This window comes from Caballeronia telluris, assembly GCF_001544495.1.
Classification (GTDB): domain Bacteria; phylum Pseudomonadota; class Gammaproteobacteria; order Burkholderiales; family Burkholderiaceae; genus Caballeronia; species Caballeronia telluris.
This window is the reverse complement of sequence record NZ_FCNZ02000001.1, coordinates 541319-564810: the sequence shown is the minus strand read 5'-3', so window position 1 is coordinate 564810 and position 23492 is coordinate 541319. Positions and strand designations below refer to the sequence as shown.

21 protein-coding genes are annotated in these 23492 nt (G+C 66.4%); 14 read left to right on the top strand and 7 right to left on the bottom strand.

Annotated features, from left to right (window positions below; all coding sequences use genetic code 11):
• Positions 1-609 carry a UdgX family uracil-DNA binding protein gene (locus tag AWB66_RS02595; protein WP_087628671.1) on the top strand — a complete coding sequence of 203 codons (609 nt, stop codon included), beginning with the start codon at positions 1-3 and terminating at the stop codon, positions 607-609.
• 31 nt (positions 610-640) lie between these two features.
• Entirely contained in the window at positions 641-1021 is a 381-nt protein-coding gene (locus AWB66_RS02590) for a DUF3175 domain-containing protein (protein ID WP_087628670.1), read from the top strand.
• Positions 1022-1075: 54 nt separating this feature from the next.
• On the opposite strand, the gene AWB66_RS33950 is transcribed toward AWB66_RS02590, so the two are convergent.
• The gene (locus AWB66_RS33950) at positions 1076-1234 is read right to left on the bottom strand and encodes a hypothetical protein (protein WP_200818903.1); all 159 of its coding nucleotides are present in this window, start codon (positions 1232-1234) and stop codon (positions 1076-1078) included.
• A gap of 138 nt (positions 1235-1372) precedes the next feature.
• Here AWB66_RS33950 and AWB66_RS33945 point away from each other — a divergent pair, with 138 nt between their 5' ends.
• From AWB66_RS33945 to AWB66_RS02555, 8 genes are all read left to right on the top strand, one after another.
• Positions 1373-1540, top strand: coding sequence for a hypothetical protein (locus AWB66_RS33945; RefSeq protein WP_200818902.1), 168 nt, complete (start codon positions 1373-1375; stop codon positions 1538-1540).
• A 4-nt stretch (positions 1541-1544) separates the two neighbouring features.
• Positions 1545-2885, top strand: a complete 1341-nt coding sequence (locus AWB66_RS02585) for a PQQ-dependent sugar dehydrogenase (RefSeq protein WP_087628669.1) — start codon at positions 1545-1547, stop codon at positions 2883-2885.
• Positions 2886-3389: a hypothetical protein gene (locus AWB66_RS02580; protein ID WP_087628668.1), complete on the top strand. Its 504-nt coding sequence runs from the start codon at positions 2886-2888 to the stop codon at positions 3387-3389.
• Between the two features lie 141 nt (positions 3390-3530).
• On the top strand, positions 3531-4553 hold the full coding sequence (coxB, locus tag AWB66_RS02575; protein WP_087628667.1) for a cytochrome c oxidase subunit II: 1023 nt from the start codon (positions 3531-3533) through the stop codon (positions 4551-4553).
• A 9-nt stretch (positions 4554-4562) separates the two neighbouring features.
• Positions 4563-6545 (top strand): cytochrome c oxidase subunit I, encoded by a 1983-nt coding sequence (gene ctaD, locus AWB66_RS02570; RefSeq protein WP_087628666.1) that lies wholly within the window; start codon positions 4563-4565, stop codon positions 6543-6545.
• A complete protein-coding gene (locus AWB66_RS02565; protein WP_087628800.1) occupies positions 6538-7146 on the top strand; it encodes a cytochrome c oxidase subunit 3 in 609 nt (202 codons plus the stop codon). Before ctaD ends, AWB66_RS02565 begins: the two co-directional genes overlap by 8 nt.
• A gap of 11 nt (positions 7147-7157) precedes the next feature.
• Positions 7158-7604 (top strand): hypothetical protein, encoded by a 447-nt coding sequence (locus AWB66_RS02560; protein WP_125469648.1) that lies wholly within the window; start codon positions 7158-7160, stop codon positions 7602-7604.
• A gap of 5 nt (positions 7605-7609) precedes the next feature.
• Entirely contained in the window at positions 7610-8881 is a 1272-nt protein-coding gene (locus AWB66_RS02555; RefSeq protein ID WP_087628799.1) for a c-type cytochrome, read from the top strand.
• 14 nt (positions 8882-8895) lie between these two features.
• On the opposite strand, the gene AWB66_RS02550 is transcribed toward AWB66_RS02555, so the two are convergent.
• The gene (locus tag AWB66_RS02550; protein WP_327353452.1) at positions 8896-13074 is read right to left on the bottom strand and encodes a CheR family methyltransferase; all 4179 of its coding nucleotides are present in this window, start codon (positions 13072-13074) and stop codon (positions 8896-8898) included.
• Positions 13075-13754: 680 nt separating this feature from the next.
• Between AWB66_RS02550 and flhD the strand changes: the two genes are divergently transcribed.
• The 3 genes from flhD to AWB66_RS02535 all read left to right on the top strand — a co-directional run bounded on the left by flhD (position 13755) and on the right by AWB66_RS02535 (position 16329).
• Entirely contained in the window at positions 13755-14072 is a 318-nt protein-coding gene (gene flhD / locus AWB66_RS02545; RefSeq protein WP_087628663.1) for a flagellar transcriptional regulator FlhD, read from the top strand.
• 22 nt (positions 14073-14094) lie between these two features.
• On the top strand, positions 14095-14748 hold the full coding sequence (gene flhC / locus AWB66_RS02540; RefSeq protein ID WP_087628798.1) for a flagellar transcriptional regulator FlhC: 654 nt from the start codon (positions 14095-14097) through the stop codon (positions 14746-14748).
• Positions 14749-14997: 249 nt separating this feature from the next.
• Positions 14998-16329, top strand: a complete 1332-nt coding sequence (locus tag AWB66_RS02535; RefSeq protein WP_087628662.1) for an Nramp family divalent metal transporter — start codon at positions 14998-15000, stop codon at positions 16327-16329.
• A gap of 3 nt (positions 16330-16332) precedes the next feature.
• Here AWB66_RS02535 and AWB66_RS02530 read toward each other — a convergent pair whose 3' ends face one another.
• Genes AWB66_RS02530 through AWB66_RS02515 form a run of 4 tightly spaced genes read right to left on the bottom strand, consistent with a single transcriptional unit; the run spans position 16333 to position 20092 of the window.
• Positions 16333-17508, bottom strand: coding sequence for an acyl-CoA dehydrogenase family protein (locus AWB66_RS02530; RefSeq protein ID WP_087628661.1), 1176 nt, complete (start codon positions 17506-17508; stop codon positions 16333-16335).
• 34 nt (positions 17509-17542) lie between these two features.
• Positions 17543-18202: a methionine ABC transporter permease gene (locus AWB66_RS02525; protein ID WP_087628660.1), complete on the bottom strand. Its 660-nt coding sequence runs from the start codon at positions 18200-18202 to the stop codon at positions 17543-17545.
• Positions 18195-19313 carry a methionine ABC transporter ATP-binding protein gene (locus AWB66_RS02520; protein ID WP_087628659.1) on the bottom strand — a complete coding sequence of 373 codons (1119 nt, stop codon included), beginning with the start codon at positions 19311-19313 and terminating at the stop codon, positions 18195-18197. The genes AWB66_RS02525 and AWB66_RS02520 overlap by 8 nt, the downstream gene beginning before the upstream one ends.
• Before the next feature lie 23 nt (positions 19314-19336).
• Positions 19337-20092 carry a MetQ/NlpA family ABC transporter substrate-binding protein gene (locus tag AWB66_RS02515; protein WP_235020964.1) on the bottom strand — a complete coding sequence of 252 codons (756 nt, stop codon included), beginning with the start codon at positions 20090-20092 and terminating at the stop codon, positions 19337-19339.
• A 348-nt stretch (positions 20093-20440) separates the two neighbouring features.
• Between AWB66_RS02515 and AWB66_RS02510 the strand changes: the two genes are divergently transcribed.
• The gene (locus AWB66_RS02510) at positions 20441-20824 is read left to right on the top strand and encodes a hypothetical protein (RefSeq protein ID WP_125469646.1); all 384 of its coding nucleotides are present in this window, start codon (positions 20441-20443) and stop codon (positions 20822-20824) included.
• 7 nt (positions 20825-20831) lie between these two features.
• Here the strand turns inward: AWB66_RS02510 and AWB66_RS02505 are convergent, their stop codons facing one another.
• Positions 20832-23351: a mechanosensitive ion channel family protein gene (locus AWB66_RS02505; protein WP_087628657.1), complete on the bottom strand. Its 2520-nt coding sequence runs from the start codon at positions 23349-23351 to the stop codon at positions 20832-20834.
• Positions 23352-23492: the final 141 nt, after the last annotated feature.

Sequence of the window (23492 nt, the reverse complement as noted above, 5' to 3'; positions counted from 1 at the left end):
ATGGCGACCCGAACGCTTCCCGGCTTCGAACCGGATCAGGAACCGGCATCGCTCGATGCGTGCCGCCGCTGCCCGCTATGGAAGGACGCGACGCAGGCGGTGCCCGGCGCAGGGCCGCGACATGCGCCGCTGATGATCGTCGGCGAGCAACCCGGCGATCAGGAAGACCTGCAGGGCAAGCCCTTCGTCGGGCCGGCGGGCGCGATGCTGGATCGCGCGCTCGAAGAAGCGGGCGTCGAGCGCAAGAAGGTCTATGTGACCAATGCGGTCAAGCATTTCAAATGGGAGCCGCGCGGCAAGCGGCGCATGCACAAGACGCCGGCGCAACGCGAGATCGACGCCTGTCACTACTGGATCGAAAAGGAAACGGGCAAGATCGGTCCGAAGGTGATCGTCGCGCTGGGAGCGACGGCGCTGAAGTCCGTGCTGCAAAGCTCGGGCGCCAAACTGCAAGCGTCGATGGGACATGCCATCGAGCATGACGGCCGCGTGGTCGTCGCGACCTACCATCCTTCGTTCGTGTTGCGCGCGCCCGATCCCGAGTCGCGCGAAAAGGCCTACCGAGCGATTGTCGAAGCGTTGCGCGAGGCGCACAAGCTGATCGGGTAACAACCATTCGATAACACTGGGAGTTCCACAGATGCCAGCAAGCCGCAAAACATCGAAGACGACGCGCGGCACGCGCCAGCGTCACGCACTGGCGAGTGCGAAGAAGAAAACATCGACGGCGAAGAAGACCGCCAAGAGCCCGAAACGATGGTCGCATCACGTGATGGAAGCGAGCGATGCGATGGATATCGAAGGCGACATCTTCAAGAAAGGCAATGCGCAGGAGATCGCGGATTCGCTCAAGCGATCGTCGGAACGAAGCAAGCGGCGCAAGGGCACGCCGTTCCAGTCCGCCATGTCGATGCTCAACTTCTATATCAATCGCGCGGGGCGCAATCTGCCTAAGACGCGCCGCAACACGCTCGATCTGGCAAAGAAGCGGCTGCGCGAAGCGTTCGGGCGCAAGCCCTGATGGAAGCGCGGGAACGCGCGCGGCCCCGCCAGGCGGCGAGGCCGCGCGCCGTCGTCACGGTTGACGTTGACCGCCTTGATGCTGCGGCGGCGTCTGGTTCTGCTGCTTCTGGCCGGATTGCTGGCCTTGCTGCTGTTGCCCCGGTTGCTTGTCCGATTGATTCGGATGCGACGGCTGATTGCCCGACTGCTGGTGTTGCGTGTTGTCGCCCATAGTGCCTCCTGTGTCAGCCAGTGCGCGGCTTTCGCCGCACATTAACTGAAGCATCGGACGTTCCCGGTGACGGCGCGACGCTGGAATGTTCTTTGCTGCATCGCTCTCACTATCGAGCCACCGCGCAAGGAGCGAACCATGGCCCAACAACCTCCCCTCAATCCCGGCGACGAAGCCGAGCCCGGCACACCCGGCACCGGCGAGGACCTGTGTCCCGTCTGCAATGGTTCGGGCAACAAGGACGGCGCGAAATGCGAAGCGTGCGGCGGCACGGGCAAGGTGATTCAGGGCGTCGGCGGAGGCTGAGCCGATGCGTCCACCCACTTCGTTTGCGCGGCGGCCGCTCGCCGCCGTTGCTGCTTCGCTCGTCGCCCTGACGCTCGCCGTAAGCAGCCACGCCGCCGATCAGGACACGATCGGTTTCGGTCCCGATCCCGAGTTGCCGGCGCCCCAGAAGAAGTCGCTGATGCCGACGGTCAACATCGCGCCCGCGTCGCCGTGGGCCGAAGGCGAGAAGCCGACCGCGCCCGCCGGATTCAACGTGACCGCCTACGCGACCGGTCTCGATCATCCGCGCTGGCTCGCGACGCTGCCGAACGGCGATGTGCTCGTCGCCGAAAGCAACGCACCCGCGCAGCACGACGCGAACGCGGGCATCAAGGGCTGGGTGATGAAGAAGGTCATGAAGCGTGCGGGCGCGGGCGTGCCGAGCCCCGATCGCATTGTGCTTCTGCGCGATTCGAACGGCGACGGCATCGCCGAAACGCGCACCGTCTTCATCGAGAAACTGCATTCACCGTTCGGCATGGCGCTCGTCGGCGACGACCTCTATGTGGCCGACACCGACGCCATCCTGCGTTTCAAGTACCACGCGGGCGACACGCGCATCGCCGAGCCGGGCGAGAAGTTCGTCGATCTTCCCGCCGGTCCGATCAATCATCACTGGACCAAGAACCTGATCGCGAGCCGCGACGGCAAGCATCTCTACGTGACGATCGGTTCGAACAGCAACGCCGCCGAAAATGGCATCGACGCCGAGCGCGGACGGGCCGCGATCATGGAAGTGGATATCGCGAGCGGCCAGTCTCGGCTCTTCGCGACCGGGCTTCGCAATCCGAACGGCATGTCGTGGCAGCCGCAAAGCGGCGCGCTGTGGACGGTGGTCAACGAGCGCGACGAACTCGGCAACGATCTCGTGCCCGACTACATGACGGCCGTGAAAGACGGCGCATTCTACGGCTGGCCGTACAGCTACTACGGCCAGCATGTCGACGATCGCGTGAAGCCGCAGCGTGCGGATCTCGTGCAGTCCGCGATACCGCCGGACTATGCGCTCGGCTCGCATACCGCGTCGCTCGGCCTCACGTTCTACGATGCGCAGGCGTTCCCGCAGCACTACTGGAACGGCGCGTTCATCGGCCAGCACGGATCGTGGAATCGCAAACCGCGCAGCGGCTACAAGGTCGTGTTCGTGCCGTTTCAGGACGGCAAGCCGTCGGGTCCGCCCGAAGACATCCTGACGGGATTTCTCTCGCCGGATGGTCACGCGCGTGGCAGGCCGGTGGGTGTCGCCGTCGATCATGGCGGCGCGCTGCTCGTCGCGGACGATGTCGGCAACGCGGTGTGGCGGGTGGCGCCCGCCAGCAAGTAGATGGCCGCGCGCGCCGCGAAAAAGACCGCGAACCCGGCCGCGCGGAGCGCCGGGCTCTTCGCGCTCGCCGAGCGGCAGGTGCTCGGTCTTTACGACGCCGGCGTGCTGTCGCCCGCGGTACTGCATCACGTGATCGCCGCTTATGCCGATCGCGATATCGACTGGCACGAAGAGCCGCACGCTCGCAGCGTCGACGATCATTCGCTGCATGAAGTCGTCGTGCTCACGATGATGCCGGGCCGCGCGCTCCGCAATGCGCGCAAGGACTTTCTGACGGTGATCGCGCATCTCGCGGACGCAGGCGCGACTGTGCGCGAAAGCGAAAGCGAAAGCGAGAGCGAACCCGAGCACGAGGACGACGACGAGTTGCTGAACCAGCTTTCGGGCGCCGCGCCAAAACGCGGCAAACCACGCGCCGAGGAACCGGAGCCCGCGCCGCGCAAGCGCGCGGGTTTCAATCCGCTCGTCAAGGCGCGCGCGGTTCGCCAGGACTCGAAGGACTGAACGCGAGGCCCAGCCTTACGTCATCCCGACGGGCATGCCTGTTGCTCCGATGACAGGCGCCCCAAGTCCGCGTCTGTCATCGGAGCCGAATCATGCCACCGCCCAGCCATCGTCGCGCCGACGACGTTTATCGCCTCGGCAATGCCACGCATTGAGATCGCGCATACCGCGAAGGTCATCGGCGTCATCGCGTCGATGGCGTCCGTCGCCGCGCACGCCGACGACACCGCCCCGCTCAACTATTTCCTGCACGCCGCCGGGCCGGCCGCCGCGCCCACGCTCACGCTCGGCTGGATCTTCACGGCGATCTGCACGGCCGTCTGCGTGATCGTCGCGGTGCTGCTCATCGCGGGCATCGTGCGCAGGCGGCCCGAGTTGCCCGCGCGCGGACTGATCCACACGAGCGGCATGCGCTGGATCGTGATCGGCGTGGGCGTCTCGACGCTCGTGCTCGCCGCGATGCTCGCGCATGCGCTCGTGACGCTCGAACGCGTCGCGACGCCGCCCGCCACACCCGCATTGACCATCACGGTGACGGCCTACGACTGGTGGTGGAAAGTCGCCTACGACGATTCGCCCGATCCCGCGCGCCGCTTCGTCACGGCCAACGAGATTCATATCCCGACGGGCGAGCCCGTGCGCATCGTGCTGCGCAGCGCGGACGTCATTCATGCGTTCTGGGTCCCGAGGCTCGCGGGCAAGACTCAGACGATTCCCGGCCAGACCAACGAGCAGTGGGTGCAGGCCGACGCACCGGGCGTCTATCGCGGACAGTGCACGCAGTTCTGCGGCGCCCAGCACGCGCACATGGCATTCGAAGTCGTCGCGCAGGACCGCGCGGCGTTCTCCGCATGGCTCGACCGGCAGGCACGACCCGTCGCGTCCGATACATCGTCGCTCGCGGGGCACAAGCTCTTCGTCGACAAATGCGCGGGCTGTCACGCGATTCGCGGCACCGATGCGAACGGCATGCAGGCGCCCGATCTGACGCACCTGAACTCGCGCCGCCTGATCGCGGCGGGCGCGTTGAAGAACACGCCGCAGAACCAGCTCGACTGGATCGCGCACGCGCAGTCGATCAAACCCGAATCGCTGATGCCATCCATCGCGCTGACGAGCGACGAAGCGGAAAAGCTGTCGGCGTATCTCGCCACCCTCAACTGACGAACGACGATGAACCGCCGCAATCCGAACATGCGCGTCCCCGAGCACGGCCGCGCGCCCTTCGCGGGCGAGACGCAGCAGCGTCTGCAACGGCTCTGGGAAACCGAGCCTGGCTGGCGCGGCTGGCTCTCGACGGTCGATCACAAGTCGATCGGTCTGCGCTATCTCGTGACCGCGTTCGTGTTCCTGCTGATGGGCGGCGTCGAGGCGCTCATCATGCGCGTACAACTCGCGCGACCGGACGCGACCGTGCTCACGCCCGCGCAGTACAGCCAGCTCTTCACGATGCACGGCGTCACGATGATCTTCCTCTACGCGCTGCCGGTGCTCTCGGGTTTCTCGAACTACATCTGGCCGCTTGTGCTCGGTGCGCGCGACATGGCGTTCCCGCGCCTGAACGCGCTTTCGTACTGGCTCTTTCTGTTTGCGGGCGTCTTCCTCTATGCGAGCTTTCCGTTCGGGCAGGCGCCCAACGCGGGCTGGTTCAACTACGTACCGCTTGCGGGCCTCGAATACAACAGCGGTCCCAACATCGATATCTACGCGCTCGGCATGGTCCTGCTCGGCATCTCGACGACGGTCGGTTCCGCGAACTTCGTCGTCACGTTATTGCGCATGCGCGCGCCCGGCATGTCGATCGACCGCGTGCCGGTGCTCGTATGGGGCACGCTAACGGCATCGGGCGGCAACCTGCTCGCGGTGCCTGCGGTGAGTCTCGCGTTCCTGCTGCTCTGGTTCGACCGTCAGTTCGGCACGCATTTCTTCGACGTATTGAACGGCGGGCGCCCGCTCCTCTGGCAGCATCTCTTCTGGATGTTCGCGCATCCGTGGGTCTATGCGATCGTGCTACCCGCGATGGGCATCGTCTCCGATGCGCTGCCGGTCTTTTGCCGGCGACCGCTCGTCGGCTACACGCCGGTCGCGCTCTCGACGGTCGCGACGATGGTGATCGGCTTCATCGTGTGGATTCATCACATGTTCGCGACCGGCATTCCCGCGCTCGCGCTTGCGTTCTTCGGCTCGGCGAGCATGGTGATCGCGATCCCGAGCGCGGTCGCGACCTTCGCCTGGCTCGCGACCCTTTGGACCGGACGCCCCGTCTTCAAGACACCGTTCTACTTCTTTGCGGGCTTCATCCTGCTGTTCGTGATCGGCGGCGTGTCGGGCGTGATGACGGCCGCCGTGCCGCTCGACTGGCAACTGAACGAAACCTACTTCGTCGTCGCGCACCTGCACTACGTGCTGCTCGGCATCAACGTGTTTCCGGTGATCGGCGGCGTCTACTACTGGTTTCCGAAGTTCACGGGCCGCATGATGAGCGAGCGGCTCGGCAAGCTCGGCTTCTGGACGATGTTCATCGGCTTCAATCTCGGCTTCTTTCCGATGCACATCGCGGGGCTGCTCGGCATGCCGCGCCGCATCTATACGTATGCGCCGGACATGGGCTGGAACACGGTCAACCTGCTCACCTCGATCGGTTCGTTCGTCTTTGCGCTCGGCGTGCTCGTCTTCATCGTCGATGTCGCGTGGAGCTATCGGCGCGGACCGCTCGCGGGGGCGAATCCGTGGGACGCACCGACGCTCGAATGGTCCGTCGCTTCGCCTCCGCCGCCGTACAACTTCGCGACGCTGCCTTTCGTCGCGAGCCGTCATCCGCTGTGGGAAGACCGGCTCGACACGCCGTCCGGCGCGGCGCGCTCGCAACTCGACGAAGGCTATATCCTCGACCACGGCCGCGAAGCGCTCGCGACCACGCCGCTCGAAGCGCGTCCCGACGCGATCCTGCGCATGCCGTCCGACTCCTTCGCGCCGTTCGTGCTGGGCGTGTTCGCGGCGTGTCTCTTCGGCGCGATGGCCTTGCATGCATGGACGGGGTGCGCGCTGTCGATCGTCGGCTGCGCGGCGTCGCTGATCGCCTGGCTGTGGCCTGAACGCGCGCTGCATCAACGCGAACCGGAAGGCGTAAAAGTGCATGGAGGCGCGCATGGCTGAACCGCTCGGCGCATACGATCCTTCGCGCGCGTTGCCCGTCGGCAGCGTGGGACGCCGGCCCGGCGGCTACTGGGGCATGTGGACGCTGATCGGCACCGAAGCCGCGCTGTTCGGCTATCTGATCTTCTCGTATCTGTACCTCTATTCGCAAAGCGGCACGCACTGGCCGCCCGAAGGCCTTCCGAAGATCGCACCCGCCGCGTGGAATACGGTCGTGCTGCTGTCGAGCAGCGGCTTCGTGTGGCTGTGCGAGCGCTTCGTCGTGCGCGGCAGGCCGAAGCACGCCGCCTGCGCGATGCTGGTTGCGATCGTGCTCGGCATCGTGTTCGTCGGCGTGCAATTGAAGGAGTGGCGCGACCATCCTTACGGGCCGTCGACGCATCTCTACGGGTCGCTTTACTTCACGATCACCGGCTTTCACATGGCGCACGTGATCGTCGGACTCGTGGTGCTGACGCTGCTTCTCGTCTGGACGGCGCTCGCCTACTTCGACGAAGCGCGCCACGCGCCACTCACGATCGGCGGCATGTACTGGCATTTCGTCGACATCGTCTGGCTGTTCATTTTTTCGACGCTGTATCTGAGCCCCTTCGTCCTTTGAGGAGACCGTTCGTGAATCCGCCATCCGCCCGGCCGCCCGGCTCCCGATTCGCGATCCGGCACACGTCTTCGCACTGGCTGAGCCTCTTGTACGGTCTGCTCGGCGCGCCGCTCGCGTGGATCGTGCAGATCTGCGTGTGCGAGGCGCTCGCCGCGCAGACGTGCTATCCGCTCCAGACACCGCTCGCGCGGCCCGTCGTGCCGTCGCTCGCTCCGCTGATCGGCGGCGTCAGCGCGGTATGCCTCGCCGTCGCGTTCGGCGGATTCGCCACCGCGTGGGGTAACCTGCGCGCCACCCAACGCGAGGCGAAGCTCGCGAGCGCACGCACCGCGCAGCCGATCCAGGGGCCGATGCGCTTTCTGGCGCTCGTCGGCGTGATCGCGAGTTCGATCTTCGTGCTCGGCGTGCTGGCCACGGCGGCGGCGGCGCTGATCGTGTCGCCTTGCAAGCCGTGGTGATCGCGATGAAGCGCGCCGTGCTTTACCTGCTGCTCGCCGTGACGCTCCTTGTGCCGCTCGTCGCGGGCGCCGAGGACGCGGCGCTCGTCGCGCGCGGCGCCTATCTCGCGAAAGCCGCCGACTGCGCTGGCTGCCACACCGCGCCCAAAGGCGGCGCGCCGTTCGCGGGCGGGCTCGGCATGGGCTCGCCGTTCGGCACGATCATGACGAGCAACATCACGCCGGACCCCGTCGCGGGCATCGGCAAGTACCGCTTCGAGGATTTCGCGCGGGCGTTGCGCGAAGGCGTGGCGCCGGACGGCAAGCATCTCTACCCCGCGATGCCCTACCCGTCGTTCTCGAAAATCGACGACGACGACATGCGCGCGCTCTACGCGTATTTCATGCACGGCGTCGCGCCCGTGCCGGTCGCCGCGCCGCCGACGCGCCTGCCGTTTCCGTTCGACCAGCGCTGGGCGCTCGCGCTGTGGAATCTCGCGTTCGCGCCGTCGGGCCGCTACGCGCCGCGCACCGACCGCGACGCGCAATGGAACCGCGGCGCGTATCTCGTGCAGTCGCTCGGGCATTGCGGCGCGTGCCACACGCCGCGCGGCCCGGCGTTCGAGGAGCGCGGCTATACGGAGTCGTCGCGGCGGTTTCTCACGGGCGGAACGAACGATCACTGGTTCGCGCCCAACCTCACGGGCGACCCCGGCGCGGGCTTGGGAAGGCTCGGCGCGGCGGATATTGCGGCGTTCCTGAAGAGCGGCCACGGCGGCGGGCAAGTCGCGTTCGGCAGCATGGTGCAGGTGGTCGAGGACAGCACGCAGTATCTGAACGACGACGATCTCAACGCAATCGCCGTCTATCTGAAGAGCCTGCCCGCGCGCGAAAGCGCCGGGGCCTACGCGCCGCGTTCGCTCGCGGCGAAAGTCAGCGCGCAGGCGCTTCGCACGGGCGAACCGGCGCGGCCCGGTGCGGGCATCTATCTCGCCTATTGCGCGAAATGTCATCGGGCGGACGGCGGCGGCGAGCCGCGCAAGTATCCGCGTCTCGCGGGCAATCCGGCCGTGCTTTCCGCCGAAACGACGTCGCTCGTGCGTCTGCTCGTCGAAGGCGGAAACAGCCCGGAAACCCGAGGCGGGCCGAAGCGCGAAAAAATGCCGTCGTTCGCCGGCCAGTTGACCGACTTGCAGATCGCACAGGTGATTACGTTCGCGCGCACGTCGTGGGGCAACGACGCGCGCCCCGTCACCCAGCGCGACGTGACCACACTCCGGCACGCGCTGCACAAGTGAGCGCCGAGCCCGCGTCAGGCACTCGCCGGCCGCTTCAGCATGACCTGCTCCACGGCGCCGATCAACGCGGCGAGCGAAACCGGCTTGGTCAGATGCGCGTCGAACCCCGCGTCGAAGGTCTTCTGTTCCTGCGCCACGCCGCTGTATCCGGTCACGGCGACGGCCGGAAGTCCCGCGAGCACGGAGGTCGAGCGGACTTCGCGCATCAGCTGATAGCCGTCCATCACCGGCATGCCCACGTCGCAGACGAGCAGGTCGTAGCGCTCGCGGCCGAGCGCGGCGAGCGCTTCGGCGCCGTTCGTGGCCGTCGCCACCCGCGCGCCTTCCAGCGTCAGCAGCGAGCCGAGCGCGTGGCCGGTTTCGGCATCGTCGTCGACGACGAGCAGCGACAATCCCGCGAGCACGCTCGATTCGCCCGGCAGCGCGCCGGGCAGCGCGGCGTCGTCGCTTGCGGGCGGCAGCCACACCGTGATGCACGTACCCTTGCCGTGGCCGTCCGAGCGCACCGCGACGCGCCCCGCATGCATCTCGACCAGTTGCTTCACGAGCGCGAGTCCGATGCCGAGCCCGACGCCCGACTTGCGCCGCGCCTCGTTCGCCTGCGAAAACATGTCAAAGATGTGCGGCAGGAATTCCGGCTCGATGCCCTCGCCCGTGTCCGCCACTTCGATGCACAGGTCCGCGCCGTCGCGCGTCAGGCCGATCGTGACCTTGCCGCCCGCGGGCGTGAACTTCAGCGCGTTGCTGAGCAGGTTCCACACGATCTGTTCGAAGCGCACCGGATCGACTTTCGCGAGCGCCGGTTGAGCGGCGGCCGTCAGCGACAGCGCGACGCCGCGCGCGGCGGCGTCGCCTTCCATCGCATCGCAGATCGACGCCAGTGTCGGCGCCAGATCGGTGAGCGCGAGCGTCAGGGCGAGCTTGCCGGTGCGCACGCGCGACAGGTCGAGCAGGTCGTCGATGATCTGCGCCTGACTCAGCACCGCGCGCTGGATCGCGTCCGCAGCCTCGACGATCGCCGGCGCGCCGCGCGACTCCGGCAGGCGCGGCAGCATTTGCGCCTTCACGTTGATGAGATTGAGCGGATGTTTCAGTTCGTGCGAGAGCACGGCGAGGAAGTCGTCCTTCAGACGATTCGCGGCTTCGGCGCGCTCGCGCACGAGCCGCTCCTGCGAAAGCTGCACCTGGCGCAGGTCCTCGACCGACTTGCGGTCCGTCAGATCGCGCGCGATCTTCGCAAAGCCGGTGAATTTCGGGTCCGACAACGGCGTCACCACGCCGCTGCAGAACACCTGGCGTCCGCTTTTCGCGACGTGCCAGCGCTCGTCGTCGGCGCGGCCTTCTGCGGCGGCCGTCTCGCGCTCGCGCGCGGCCACGCCCTGCGCGCGGTCCTCGGCGCTGAAGATGATCTCGATGTTGCGGCCGACCGCCTCGCTCTCCGTATAGCCGAACACGCGCTCGGCGCCCGCGTTCCAGCTTTGGATCACGCCTTCCGGGTCCTGCACGATGATCGCGTAGTCGTTGGTCGTCTGGGCCGCGAGCCGCAGCCGCTCCGCGCCTTCGCGCGCTTCTTCCTCGGCGCGCCGGCGCGCGGTGATGTCGATCAGCGTCAGCACCGCGCCGTCGATGCGATCGTCGCCCGTGCGGTACGGCAGGAGCCGCGCGATGAACCAGCGCTCGTCGCGGCTCGCCACCTGGCGTTCGATCAGCCGCAGCGACTGGAAGGTCGCGGCGACGTCTTCCGCGAGTTCGGGGTAATGCAGCCGGTGCGTGATGTCGAAGAGCGAGCGGCCCACGTCCGCGCCGATCAGGTTGAAGACGCCCGTCGCGCTCGGCGTATAGCGTTTCACGCGCATCGCGCGGTCGACGAAGATGGTCGCGATGTCGCTCGACGCGATCAGGTTCTGGAGATCGTCGTTGGCCTTGCCGGTTTCCTCGATCTTCGATTGCAGCTCGCTATTGACGGTGACCAGTTCCTCGTTCACCGACTGCAGTTCTTCCTTGCTGGTTTCGAGTTCCTCGGTCGCCGAGCGCAGCTCCTCGTTGATCGCCTGTAATTCCTCGTTCGACGCCTTCAGTTCTTCCGTGGACGTCTCGTACTGTTCGATCGTGCGCTGCAACTGCTCCTTGCTGCGCTGGACCTCGCGTTCGAGCTGCATCAGCACGGTATCGGCGCCGATTTGATCGGTCGTCGGGGGCCCGTCGGTCATGGCCTCCTGCACTTCGTCGAACAGCACGAGCACGAAATCGGCGTCGGCGTCGGCGTCGTGGAAGGGACGTACCGTCATCGTCACGTAGCACGGGCGCTCGTCGCGCACGAGGCGCACGCGCCGCGCCTCGACGCTGTTGCCCGTCTGCAGCGCCTGGAAGAGCGCGGTGCGCAGGTCGAGCCGCAGTTCCGGCAGCACCAGCGCGATCACGTTGCTCGACGGCTCGCCGCCCACATAGCGCAAGAAGCGTCCGACGTTCTCGGACATGTGCACGATCTTCGAATCGCGGTTCACGATGATGCTGGGCGGCGCGTACTGCTCCAGCACGCGCTGGTGCAGCGCGCTGAACGAGAAGTTGCGGCGCGCGGGAATCAGCGCGGACGCGGGATCGGCGACGGCGGGCTGCGCCGGCTCGCCGGCCCTGGCGGGCGGCATCATCGAGGGCCGGCGCGGGTGCGCGACCGCCTTCGCGCGATAGATGCGGTGTTTCTTGTCGACGACGCTGAAGAGGTCCTCCACCGAATCCGCCGATTCCGAGCTGCCGAGGAACAGATACCCGTTCGGATAGAGCGCGAAGTGGAACATCTCCAGCACCTGGCGCTGCACCGTGCGGTCGAGATAGATCAGCAGATTGCGGCACGACACGACGTCGAGCCGCGAAAACGGCGGATCGCGCAGCACGTTGTGGAGCGCGAACAGGATCTTTTCGCGCACCGGTTTCAGCACTTCGTAGCGGCTCGCGCTCTTCGCGAAGAACTGGCGCAGGATGTCCGGCGGGACGTCGGTGACGATCGAGTCCGGATAGACGCCGGTGCGCGCCTTCGCGACCGCGGTCTCGTCGATGTCGGTGGCGAAAACCTGGAGCGCGGCCGGCGAGCGCGCCGCGTTCTGGTACTCGGTGAAGAGCATCGCGAGCGTATACGCCTCTTCGCCCGACGAGCACCCCGCCACCCAGACGCGCACCTGGTCGTGATCGCGCTTGCGCTCGTAGATGTCGGGCAGCACGTCGCGCGCGAAAGCCTCGAACGCCTCGCGGTCGCGGAAGAAATTGGTCACGCCGATCAGCATGTCGGCGAGGAGCGCGCCCGTTTCGCGCGGATTGCCGTGCAAAAAATCGCGATACGTGACGAGATCGGGCAGCGCGTTCACCTGCAGCCGCCGTTCGATCCGGCGCAGCATCGTCGCGCGCTTGTAGTGGCGAAAGTCGTGGCCGGTGCGCGCGCGCAGGCTCGTGAGAATGTCCTGCAACGCTGCTTCGGCGTGCGCGCCGGGGTCCGTGCCGGGCGCCGCCTTCGCCGTGCGCGGTTCGAGCGCGGGCAGGCTGATGCGCTTCGCATTGGCCCAGAGGTCGAGCAGCTTCTGCGGCATCTCGACGACTGGCAGCACCAGGTCGACCTGGCCCGTCGCAATCGCGCTCTGCGGCATCTCGCCGTATTCGGCGTCGTTGGGCTCCTGCGCGAACGTGATCCCGCCCACTTCCTTCACCCGCGCGAGGCCCACGGCGCCGTCGCTGCCGGTGCCCGAAAGCACGATGCTCATCGCGTGCTGGCCGTGCGCGTCGGCGAGACTGCGGAAAAACGTGTCGATGGTGACCGGACGCCCGCCCGACGGCGCCGCGTCGCGCACGCGCAGATGGCCGTCGATCATCGTCAGGCTCTTGGCCGGTGCGATCACGTAGACGTGGTTCGGCTCGATCCGGACCGGCCCGCTGACCTGGACGACGCGCATGCGCGTCGCGCGGCGCAACACTTCGTCGGCGGTGCTGACGTGATTCGGCGACAGATGCAATACCGCGACGAACGCCATGCCCATGTCGGCGGGCGCGTTCTCGAAGAAGCGAATCAGGGCTTGCAAGCCGCCCGCCGAGGCGCCGAGCCCCACGACGGGGAAATCGAGCGCGCTTCGGGTGAGCGCGGTGTCGCCGGCGTCAGCGGTTTCGGATGGATCGAGGGGCGGCTCCGGCGTTGTAGTGTTATCGGTCACTACGAATCCTGTTTTGCTTGTGAGTATTCGGAATGGAGCGGCCGGAACTACGCTGGCCGTCGTCGAAGATACCATTTGCGCGCATATTCCGGGCCTATCGAACGTCCGTCCGGCCAAAGCCCGTGACGCGGCGCGTCAGACGGCGCCTGCGTTCCACCTTTTGCCTTCCGGCGGGAAGCCCTCATTGCAACGCGTCTCCAATACCTTCGTCTTATCGTCCCGCCTCGGATTGACTTGCTTAATTAGGCCCCGCGCGGCGCTTTTGGTAATTCGGCCTTCCGGCCCCGCTAATTCTTTTTCACTTTGTCAACGCGCCGGCCAATCGCGTCGTTTCTGTCTTGAAATTACCAGTTTGCACCTTGTTACAGACACTCGGTAATGACATAACGAACGGGCAAAAAAAGTAAAAGGGATCGGTTACTTTTTCCTGTTACAAACCCGTGTTAAACGACTGAAAAACTTACCGAATCAACGTGTTGTTTTCTGTCAAATTATTATTGAGATGTGCTTGATTTCCCATCTGGCGGTACTTACAATCCGTTTCACAGTGTTGTTACAAGTTGTAACACGCTGTATCAAAATTGAAGTAGCCGGCCGGACTAGAGTCCGGCAAGGCAGAAAAAAAGATATCGGCAAAAAATGCCGGCCAGGTTCGGGGAATTACTGGAAGTAGCAAAATTATGAACGGTCGTGAAACGCTGGAATCGATTCGCGAAATCAACCTGTCGTACATCATGCTCGCGCAGCGGATGTTGCGCGAGGATCGTGCCATCGGCATGTTCCGGCTTGGCCTGTCGGCCGAGCTCGCCGATCTGCTGGCCGGCCTCACGCTGCCGCAAGTCGTGAAGCTCGCGGGATCGGACCAGCTCTTGTGCTTTTTCCGCTTCAACGATCACACGATGCTGTCGGCATTGACGCAACCCGCGAAGCACGCGGACATTGCGTCGACGCACGCAGCCATCTTGCTCGCCGGCCAGCCGGCCGAACAGTTCGCTTGAGACGGGACCAGCCATGACCACGATGCTGAAGAAAAGCCTGACCGAAGACGCACAGGAAGTGTTCCGCGCTATCGCACTGATCGAACTCGGCGCGCGGATGCAGGTTCTGGAAAGCGAATTGACGCTCTCGCGCGACCGCATGATCCGTCTTTATCGCGAAGTGAAGGGCGTATCGCCGCCGAAGGGCATGCTGCCCTTCTCGGCAGACTGGTACATGACGTGGCTCGCGAATATCCACGCATCGCTGTTCTACAACACCTACGTGTTCTTGAAGAACGAAGCGGGCTGCTCGCACCTCGACGCATTGACCAAGGGTTACCGGCTGTATCTCGAGCACTGCAACCATAGCGGCGCCGAGGCTGTACTGGATTTGACGCGGGCCTGGACTCTCGTGCGCTTCTTCGACGCCGACATGCTGCAGCTCACGCGCTGCTGCCGCTGCACCGGCAAGTTCGTTGCGCACAAACATGATTTGCAGAATAACGTGGTGTGCGGGGCCTGCCAGCCGCCGTCACGCGCGGGGAAGACCAAGAAAGCGGCGGCCGCCCGTCAGGCGACCGAAGAAGCCGCTCTGGAGGTGGTGAGCCAGAATGAAGTGCCGGACGAATCATCGGTGCTCGACAATGCGGCGCTCTTTACGCCGCGCACACAAGGCCCGGTCGCACGGGCTGCTTGAACGGTAGCGGCGCCGGCCGTCCTCGAGGACCGCTCTCGGGCGGTGGACAGCCGGCAATGCCGCTACCGTTTTCCTTCTCGACCGAATTCTCTGAAGGGCCCGCCGATCTCGGCGGGCCCTTTTTTTCGTCGGCGCGCAGGCGGCGCGCGCGCCACGCGTTCCGTTCTTTTCGACAATAATGCCGTGATTCCGGCATCGCCTTTATCCAGCGAGCGCCGCCGCACCATCGAACCGACGGGGACTTCACCATTGCCGTTCAAGCTGCCGACCACCGCCACCGCTCCGTTTTGCCCGTCCGAGGTCAAGGGTTCCGTCGACGTGCCCGCGGGCGCGCCGCTCTGGAAGAAGCTCGCGCAGTTTGCCGGGCCGGGCCTGCTCGTCTCGATCGGCTACATGGACTCGGGCAACTGGGCGACCGACATCGAAGCCGGCTCGCGCTACGGCTACACGCTGCTGTTCGTCGTGGTGCTGTCGAGCCTTGCCGCGATGGCGCTCCAGTGTCTCGCGATGCGCCTCGGCATCGTGACCGGACGCGATCTCGCGCAGCTGTCGTCGGAGCGTTATTCGAAACCGGTCGCGCGCGTGCAGTGGGCGCTCGCGGAGATTTCGATCATCGCGTGCGATCTCGCGGAGGTGCTCGGCGGCGCGCTCGCGTTTCACCTGCTGTTCGGTTGCTCGCTGATGTGGGGCGTGATCTTCACGGCGTTCGACACGCTCATCGTGCTCGGCCTGAAAGGCAAGAACTTCCGCGATCTGGAAGCGATCATGCTCGGCCTCATCGCGACGATCGGGCTCGGCTATATCGTCGAACTAGCGCTGGTGAAGCCGCACTGGCCGGCGGTTTTCGGCGGGCTCGTGCCGTCGTGGCACGCGATTTCCGAACGCGAGCCGCTCTATCTCGCGATCGGCATCCTCGGCGCGACCGTGATGCCGCACAACCTCTACCTGCATTCGTCGATCGTGCAGACGCGCATCGTCTCGCGCACGAAAGCGAGCCTGCTGTCGGCGATCCGTCTGTCGCGGCTCGACACCATCGTTTCGCTCTTCCTCGCGCTCCTGATCAACGCGGCGATCCTGATTCTCGCGGCGTCGGCGTTCCACGCGACGGGGCACACGCAGGTCACCGAAATCGAGGACGCGTACCGGCTGCTCGCGCCGATCGTCGGCACCGGGCTTGCCGCGATTCTCTTCGCGGTGACGCTGCTCGCGTCGGGCCAGAGCTCGACGTTCACCGGCACGATTGCCGGGCAGGTCATCATGGAAGGCTTCCTGAAACTGAAGATTCCGTGCTATCAGCGGCGCTTCATCACGCGCGCGCTCGCGCTGATTCCGGCGCTGATCGGCGTCGGCATGATGGGCAACGGCGCGGTCGGCAAGCTGCTGGTCGCGAGCCAGGTCGTGCTGAGCCTGCAACTGCCGTTTGCGCTCTACCCGCTGATCCGCATGACGAGCGACCGTCGGCTGATGGGCGAATTCGCCAACCGCGCGTGGACGAAGGGCGTCGCGTGGATGCTGTTCGGCGTGATCAGCGCGGCGAATCTCTGGCTCGTGGTGCAGACGGTCGGTTTTGTAACCGGCTGACGCCTAGCTGTACAGATTCGCCTCGGGCAGCACGCCCGCGAGCGCAAACCGGCCGATGTCGCGCAGTTTATAATCGAGCGGATCGTGCAGCGTGTGCACGCGCGCGTTGCGCCAGAAGCGGTCGAGCGCGAGCGGACCGTGCGTCGAGCGCGCGCCGCAGGCGTCGAAGAGCGCCTCGCTGACGTCGAGCGCCGCGCGGTGCGCCAGCACCTTCGCTTCCGCCACCGCGAGCGCCGTGTGCGCGCGCTCCTCGGCGGTCAGCGCGTCGCCGCGATCCCACGCGCGGTCGAGCGCCCCGGCGGCGCGCGTCGCGAGCGCTTCCGCGCTCACGGCCTTCAGCCGCATCTCCGCAAACCGATGCAACTGATACGGATCGTCGACGGCGCTCGCCACGTTCGAATGAATCCACGGCCGTCCGGACTTCGCGACATACTCGCGCGCCTCCGCGAGCGCGCCTTCCGCGATCCCGACGAAGAGGTTCGTCAGCACCAGTTGCGAGACGAGCGTGCGCAGCGAGCCGCGCGGCGTCGGCGGCGCCTCGGAGCGGTGCAGCACTTCCTCGGCACGCAATTCGACGTCGTCGAAGGCCACGCTGCCGCTGTCCGTCTGACGCTGGCCGATGGGATTCCAGTCTTCGTTGACCGTGATGCCCGCGCGCCCCGTCGGCACGACGCCGAACACCGGCTTGCCCGTGGCCGGGTCCTGCGCGGAGAGCGTCATCATCTGCGAGCCGCGCGTACCGGAGCAAAAGCCCTTCTGGCCCGACAGACGATAGCCGCCGTCGCCCGTCGCATGCGCGATCAGCCGCGTATCGAGCGGATTCACCGCGTTGCCCCACCACCAGCGGTTTTCGACCGTGCCGCGCAGATACCGCTCGCGCTGAGCCTCGCTGCCCCACACCGCGACGCTCACCACCTGCAGGCAAGTGAACCCGAGCAGATGGGCCAGCGCGGCGTCGACGCGTGCGATCGCGCGAATCGTCTGATACACGTGGACCCAGGGCGCGCCCTCGCCGCCGTATTCGCGCGGCACGGCGATCGTCAGGAGGCCCGCGTCGGCGATCAGCTGCTTTTCGCGCGCGGCGTGACCGCCTTCGCGGTCGCGCGCTTCGGCGGTCTCGCGCAACGCGGCGAGCAGTTCGGTCAATGGCAGGGAATCGGGCCGATGAGGGGCGTTCATGCTGTCTCCGGTGTCGATGCGGTTGCCGTCATTATCATCCCGTGCGCCGGGTGATGCGCCGCACCAGGCGATCGCCGCCCCACTGCACGGCGCTGACGATCACGATCAGCAGCGCGATCACCGTGACCATCACGGTCGTGTCGAAGCGCTGATAGCCGTAGCGTATCGCGAGATCGCCGAGACCGCCCGCGCCGACCGCGCCCGCCATCGCCGACGAGCCGATCATCGCGACCACCGTGATCGTGAAGCCGCCGAGGATCCCCGGCAACGCTTCGGGCAGGAGCACGTGCCGGATGATATGGCGGCGTTCGGCGCCCATCGCCTGCGCGGCCTCGATCAGCCCGCGGTCGACTTCGCGCAGGCTCACCTCGGCGATGCGCGCGAAGAACGGCGTCGCGGCGATCGAAAGCGGCACGATCGCGGCCCACACGCCGATGGTCGTGCCGACGAGAAGGCGCGTCAACGGCAAGAGCGCGACGAGCAGGATGATGAAGGGCGTCGAGCGCAATGCGTTGACGACCGAGCCGAGCGTCGAATTGACGGCCGGCCGCTCGAAAATGCCACCCTTCGTCGTCGTGACGAGCACGAGCGCGAGCGGAATGCCGGCGACGAGCGCGATCAGCGCCGAGACGCCGACCATCACGACGGTGTCGCGGATCGCGTCGAGGAATTCGGGCAGCCAGATTTCAAACATAGCCGAGCACCTCCACTTTGTCCGCGTGACGCCGCGCGCCGGCGACGAGCGCCTCGACATGCGCGCGCAGCCCCGCTTCGTTCGCGCCGTGCGCGTGCAGATGCGCCGCGACGACGAGCCGTCCCTGCGCATGCCCCTGAATCCGGTCGATGCCGCCATGCACGAAGTTCACGCGTCCGCCGAGCGCGCCGAGCGCCACCGCGAGCGCGCCCAGATCGGGCTCGTGCCGCGACTCGCCGGTGAAGCGCACGTCGAGCAGCACGTCGGCATCGTCACGCGGCGCACTCGCGAGCCGCGCGGCGAGATCGGCGGGCAAATCGTGCACGAGCGTGCGCAAGAGCGCCTGAGTGGCCGCGTGGCGCGGGTCGCCGAACACGCGCCACACCGCACCGGTCTCCACGACTTCGCCCGCCTCGATCACCGCGACGGAATCGCAGACTTCGCGGATCACCGCCATCTCATGCGTGATCAGAAGAATCGTGAGGCCGAGGCGTCGGTTGATGTCGCGAAGCAGCGCGAGAATCTGCTGCGTGGTTTCCGGATCGAGCGCGGACGTGGCTTCGTCGCAGAGCAGGAGGTCGGGGTCGTGAACCAGCGCCCGCGCAATCCCGACGCGCTGCTTCTGGCCGCCGGAAAGACTGCGCGGATACGCATCGCGTTTCGCCGTGAGGCCGACGAGTTCGAGCAGCACATCGACTTTCGCGTCGATGCTGCGCTTGTCGACGCCCGCGATCTTCAGCGGCAGCGCGATGTTCTCGCGCACCGTTTTCGCCGACAGCAGGTTGAAGTGCTGGAACACCATGCCGATGCGCCGCCGCAACCCGACGAGCCCGCGTTCGTCGAGTGCGCCGACCGACACGCCGTTCACGCGCACCTCGCCGCGCGTGGGTTTTTCGAGGCCGTTCACGAGCCGCAGCAACGTGGACTTGCCCGCGCCGCTGCGTCCGATGATGCCGAACACCTCGCCCCTCGCGACCGACAAATCGACGCCCGAGAGCGCCGCCGTCGATCCGCCGAACACCTTGCCGACGTCCGCGAACACGACGCTTTTCGCCTGTGTGCCGGAACGCGCTTCGCTCACGCGCGGTTCCTCGATGATCACATCCGCCATGATGCAAGCCTCCGTTGAACGACTCACCACGCGACCGCGTAGAGCGTGCCGAACGCCTGGTCGAGCGCGGCGCGCACGGCGGGCGACTGCTGGTAGATCGCGATGAACTTGCGGATGCGCGGATCGTTCACGCTGTCGGGACGCACGACCCACTGGATCGCGAAGAGCTTGTTCTCGACGCCGTCGAAGAGCAGCGCGCTGTTCGGATCGGCCGTGCCGGCGAGCTTGATGAAGCTCGGATAGCCTTGCGCGAGATCGACGTCGTCGAGCGAGCGGGCGAGTTGCGAGGCTTCGAGCTGCACGATCTTCAGATGCTTCGGGTTCTCGACGATGTCGAGCGTCGTCGCGCGGTAATCGGCGCCCGGCTTCAGCTTGATGAGGCCCGCGCGCTGCAGCAGCAAGAGGCCACGCCCGCCGTTCACCGGATCGTTCGCGATGGCGACGCTCGCGCCGTCCTTCAGTTCGTCGAAGCGCTTCACCTTCTTCGAATAGAGGCCGATCTTCATGATCGTGCCCGGCGCGATCGCGACGAAGTCGTAGCCGCCCTGCTTCTTCGCGTTCTCCAGAAACGGCACGTGCTGGAAGTAGTTGACGTCGATGTCCTTGTTCGCAAGCGCGGCGTTCGGCGTGTTCCAGTCGGTGAATTCAATCAGCTTCACGTCCAGCCCTTGCGCCCTGGCTTCCTTCACGGCGACCTTCAGCGCATCGATTTGCGGACTCGTCGCGGTGCCGATTTTCAGCGTGGCATCGGCGGCGAACGACGAAGCGGCGAACGACATCGCGAACGCCGCGACAACGACGAGCAGGGTGGCGCGCACGCGCCGGGACACGCCGCGCAATGCGGCATTGGCATTCTTCATGATGGACTCGTCCAAAGGAAAACGATGAGCGCGCGACGTTGCGCAAGGATGAATGAAACGCGAAGCTAGTTGCCGGTCGAGCGCCGACAGTGCAGATGCAGACGATTCATCGCCCTCTCCTGATTCAAGTGAAGGCCATCATAGAAGGCGTAACGTCGCGGGTCTACGAAGCGATTTTCCGATCGAAATCGCTAAAGCGGATATACGCCGCGCGAGCCTGGGCCGCCCACGCTATAGTGCGGCTTTCCGGTCACGCGACTCGAACCGATGCCTTCGCCCTCCACCGCCGCCACGATGATCGACGCGTTCCATCGCACGCGCGTCGAAGATGAACAGCAGGTCGAGTTGTGGCTCGAAGAAACCGGCGACTGCGCCATCGCGCTGGAAGCGATCTGGTCGGAAGGCGCGCATCATCGCGGACACGCGCGCGTCGCGATGGAGCGGCTCGTCGGGCTCGCCGACGCGCATCGCGTGATGATCACGCTGGTGCCGCGTCCGCTCGACGTGAAGGGCGACGGCGTGCACGCGCCACCGGTCGATCGCCATGCGCCCGATGCCGCCGCGCTCGAAGCGTTCTACGAGCGGCTCGGGTTCGAGCGCAGCGGCGGCGAGTTCGAAGGCTCGCCCGTGCTCGTGCGCTCGCCGCGCTGAAAACCGCTCAAACGGCTGCGCTGCCCGAATTGCCCGCCGACGCTTCCGCCGTCGGATGCTGCGCGGCTCGCGACGGCTCCGCGCGCTGATCCGCCGACGCCTGCGCTTCGTCCTTCACCTGCGGCTCGCCGCCGTCGATGATCACGAAGTTGCGCTGGGGATTCGCGATCTCGATGCCGCGCGCCGTGAACTCGTTGAGGATGCGCCGGTTGAATTCGCGCTGCACCGGCCAGCGCGAACTGTCGCGGCACTGGATCTGTCCGGCGAGCGTGACGGTCGAGCCGTCGACGGCATCGACGCCCCAGAAGCTGAAGTCCGAGAGAATGCCGTCCTTGAACGCATCGTCGCGCTGGAGCGACGCGCCGATGTCCTTGAGCGTCGAGATCGCGAGATCGACGTCCTGGCCGAGCGCGATGGACACGCGCACCGCCGCATTGCCGATGCCGCGATTCGTGTTGTTCACCGTCGATACCGAACTGAACGGCACCGTGTGCAGCGAACCGTCGCCGGCACGCAGACGCACCGTGCGGATCGACAGATACTCGACCGTGCCCGATACGCCCGCGAGCGTCACCCAGTCGCCGACCTGCATCGCGTTCTCCATCAGGAGGAAGATGCCGGTGATGAGGTCCTGCACGAGCTTCTGCGACCCGAAGCCGAGCGCGACGCCGAAGATGCTCGCGCTCGCCAAGAGCGGCGCCGTGTTCACGCCGATCTCGCTTAATCCTGTCAGCACGACCACCAGCGCGATCACGATGAAGAGCGCCGTGCGCATCATCGGCAGCAGCGTTCTCAGACGCGCCGCGCGCAGGCGCTCGCCACTCGTCGTCCAGGCTTCGAGGCGGCGCTCGACCATCACGTTGGCCGCTTCCCAGACGAGCACCGCGAACACCGCCGCGATCGCGATCGTGATCAGCGCCGAGGCGAGCCGGTTGCCGACGCCGCCCGAGGTGAAGAAGCCGATGATGTCGATGCCCCACACCTGCAACAGCGCGACAACGGTCGCCACCGCGATCACCGTCTGCACGATGCGTCGCAGCATCGGGTAATAGCGGTAAGCGTGGCGATGCGCGATCGACTGGCTCGCGTAGCCATCTTCCGCATCGCTACGGAAGACGCGGCCGAGCCCGCCGAACGCGACGATCGCGACCACGCGCGCCGCCACCAGCACGGCCACCGAGAGACCGCCGAGATGGAACAGCGTCTGATAGCCGTTCCTCACGTCGAGCGCCCACACGAACCACAGCGCCATCACGAAGAAAATCGCGACGCCGGCCCAGATGTCCGCGATCCAGTTGCCGACCAGCGACACCGGGCGATGCCCCTGCATGCGCTGGCGGATGCGCGCCGCGACCGGCGTCCTGCATTCGAAGATCACATACGCGATCATCGCGTGCACGACGAACGTGACCGCCTTCAGGATCGCGATGTGGGCTTCGTCGGAGAGACCGAGCGGCTCTGCGGCATTCGCGATCGCGACGCCCGCGCCGCCCACGCAGACGATGCGCATCACCCAGCCGTGCGTGAACGCGGCGAAGCGGTCGCGCATCTGAATGAGCCGCAAGCCCGGCGCGCGCGGCGCGAGAAAGAAGAGACTGACGATCTGGATCGCGCGGCACACGAGGTACACGTCGATCAGCGCGCCCGCCACGCGGGCTTCGGGCGTGTTGTCGTCGATGAAGACCGACATCGGGAGCGTCGCCGCCGCGACGAACACGGCGAGCGGCACGACCGAGAAGAACGCATGCAGGAGCGCGCTCGGCAGGCGTTGCAGGAGCGTCCAGTGCCGCGCGGCATGACGCTTGCCGCGCACCGTGTCCGTCTTCTTCTCCGCGACATGCAGCGCGGCTTCGTCGCCACGGCGCTCGGCGGCGGCCTCTTCGCGCACCGCTGCGTTTTCCTGCCGGGCCAGGTCGGGACTCTCCTCGTCGACATCGACGATGCCGCGCGCCGCGATCCGGCCGCGCGGACCGCGCAGCAAGCGCACGGCGAGCAGTTCCAGCAGCAGGGCGGGCACGAGCGAGACCAGCACGGTCCACGCGACGTGTTCGAGCAACTGGCGGGCGTCGGCGGTCGCGGTGCGTTCGCGCCACCATTCGAGCACCGATCCGTAGTCGAGCAGCGCGGACATCGAATGCCGCAGGCCCGAGCCGAACTGCACGAGCCAGTGGCTGGCCTGATGCGAAATCTGCGAAGCGAGACCGTTGCTCGTCAGCGACTTCGCGAGCACGCTCGACGCGCCGCTCGCCGGTTCGGCCGACGACGCGCCCGAAGCCGACGCCGCCTGCGGCGGCGTGGCGAGCGCGCCGGCTGCGGCGAGCGCGCGCAACGTATCCGCGAATTGCGCGCGGCGAGCCGGGTCGTTGAGGACCGCGAGCGCGTCGCGGGCCTGTTGCGGCGTGAGCGTGACGGGCGCCGCGGGATTCGCGGAACTGGCCGGATTCGCATGGCCCGCCGCAGCGTTGGCGAGCGCCGGAGTCAGCATCGACAGGGCAAGGAGAACGAGGACGAGCAGGGATTTGCGCATGGGCCAGATAAGGAACTCAGGGTTCAGGGACTCGACGGATGATGTCGATCGGCTCGAGCCGGAACGAATCGTGCTAGACGGCTTCGATCGAATAAGGATCGAGGAACTGCCATGATGGTGCAGCCGGGTGACGCAGCCGGA

What these genes read in the sequence shown, in the direction of transcription:
- AWB66_RS02505 (WP_087628657.1), bottom strand. Translation starts at nt 23,351, where the DNA reads ATGCGCAAATCCCTGCTCGTCCTCGTTCTCCTTGCCCTGTCGATGCTG.
- coxB (WP_087628667.1), top strand. Translation starts at nt 3,531, where the DNA reads ATGCCACGCATTGAGATCGCGCATACCGCGAAGGTCATCGGCGTCATC.
- AWB66_RS02565 (WP_087628800.1), top strand. Translation starts at nt 6,538, where the DNA reads ATGGCTGAACCGCTCGGCGCATACGATCCTTCGCGCGCGTTGCCCGTC.
- AWB66_RS02515 (WP_235020964.1), bottom strand. Translation starts at nt 20,092, where the DNA reads ATGTCGTTCGCCGCTTCGTCGTTCGCCGCCGATGCCACGCTGAAAATC.
- AWB66_RS02530 (WP_087628661.1), bottom strand. Translation starts at nt 17,508, where the DNA reads ATGAACGCCCCTCATCGGCCCGATTCCCTGCCATTGACCGAACTGCTC.
- AWB66_RS02525 (WP_087628660.1), bottom strand. Translation starts at nt 18,202, where the DNA reads ATGTTTGAAATCTGGCTGCCCGAATTCCTCGACGCGATCCGCGACACC.
- AWB66_RS33950 (WP_200818903.1), bottom strand. Translation starts at nt 1,234, where the DNA reads ATGGGCGACAACACGCAACACCAGCAGTCGGGCAATCAGCCGTCGCAT.
- ctaD (WP_087628666.1), top strand. Translation starts at nt 4,563, where the DNA reads ATGAACCGCCGCAATCCGAACATGCGCGTCCCCGAGCACGGCCGCGCG.
- flhC (WP_087628798.1), top strand. Translation starts at nt 14,095, where the DNA reads ATGCTGAAGAAAAGCCTGACCGAAGACGCACAGGAAGTGTTCCGCGCT.
- AWB66_RS02595 (WP_087628671.1), top strand. Translation starts at nt 1, where the DNA reads ATGGCGACCCGAACGCTTCCCGGCTTCGAACCGGATCAGGAACCGGCA.
- AWB66_RS02510 (WP_125469646.1), top strand. Translation starts at nt 20,441, where the DNA reads ATGCCTTCGCCCTCCACCGCCGCCACGATGATCGACGCGTTCCATCGC.
- AWB66_RS02520 (WP_087628659.1), bottom strand. Translation starts at nt 19,313, where the DNA reads ATGGCGGATGTGATCATCGAGGAACCGCGCGTGAGCGAAGCGCGTTCC.
- AWB66_RS02590 (WP_087628670.1), top strand. Translation starts at nt 641, where the DNA reads ATGCCAGCAAGCCGCAAAACATCGAAGACGACGCGCGGCACGCGCCAG.
- AWB66_RS02585 (WP_087628669.1), top strand. Translation starts at nt 1,545, where the DNA reads ATGCGTCCACCCACTTCGTTTGCGCGGCGGCCGCTCGCCGCCGTTGCT.
- AWB66_RS02580 (WP_087628668.1), top strand. Translation starts at nt 2,886, where the DNA reads ATGGCCGCGCGCGCCGCGAAAAAGACCGCGAACCCGGCCGCGCGGAGC.
- AWB66_RS33945 (WP_200818902.1), top strand. Translation starts at nt 1,373, where the DNA reads ATGGCCCAACAACCTCCCCTCAATCCCGGCGACGAAGCCGAGCCCGGC.
- AWB66_RS02555 (WP_087628799.1), top strand. Translation starts at nt 7,610, where the DNA reads ATGAAGCGCGCCGTGCTTTACCTGCTGCTCGCCGTGACGCTCCTTGTG.
- flhD (WP_087628663.1), top strand. Translation starts at nt 13,755, where the DNA reads ATGAACGGTCGTGAAACGCTGGAATCGATTCGCGAAATCAACCTGTCG.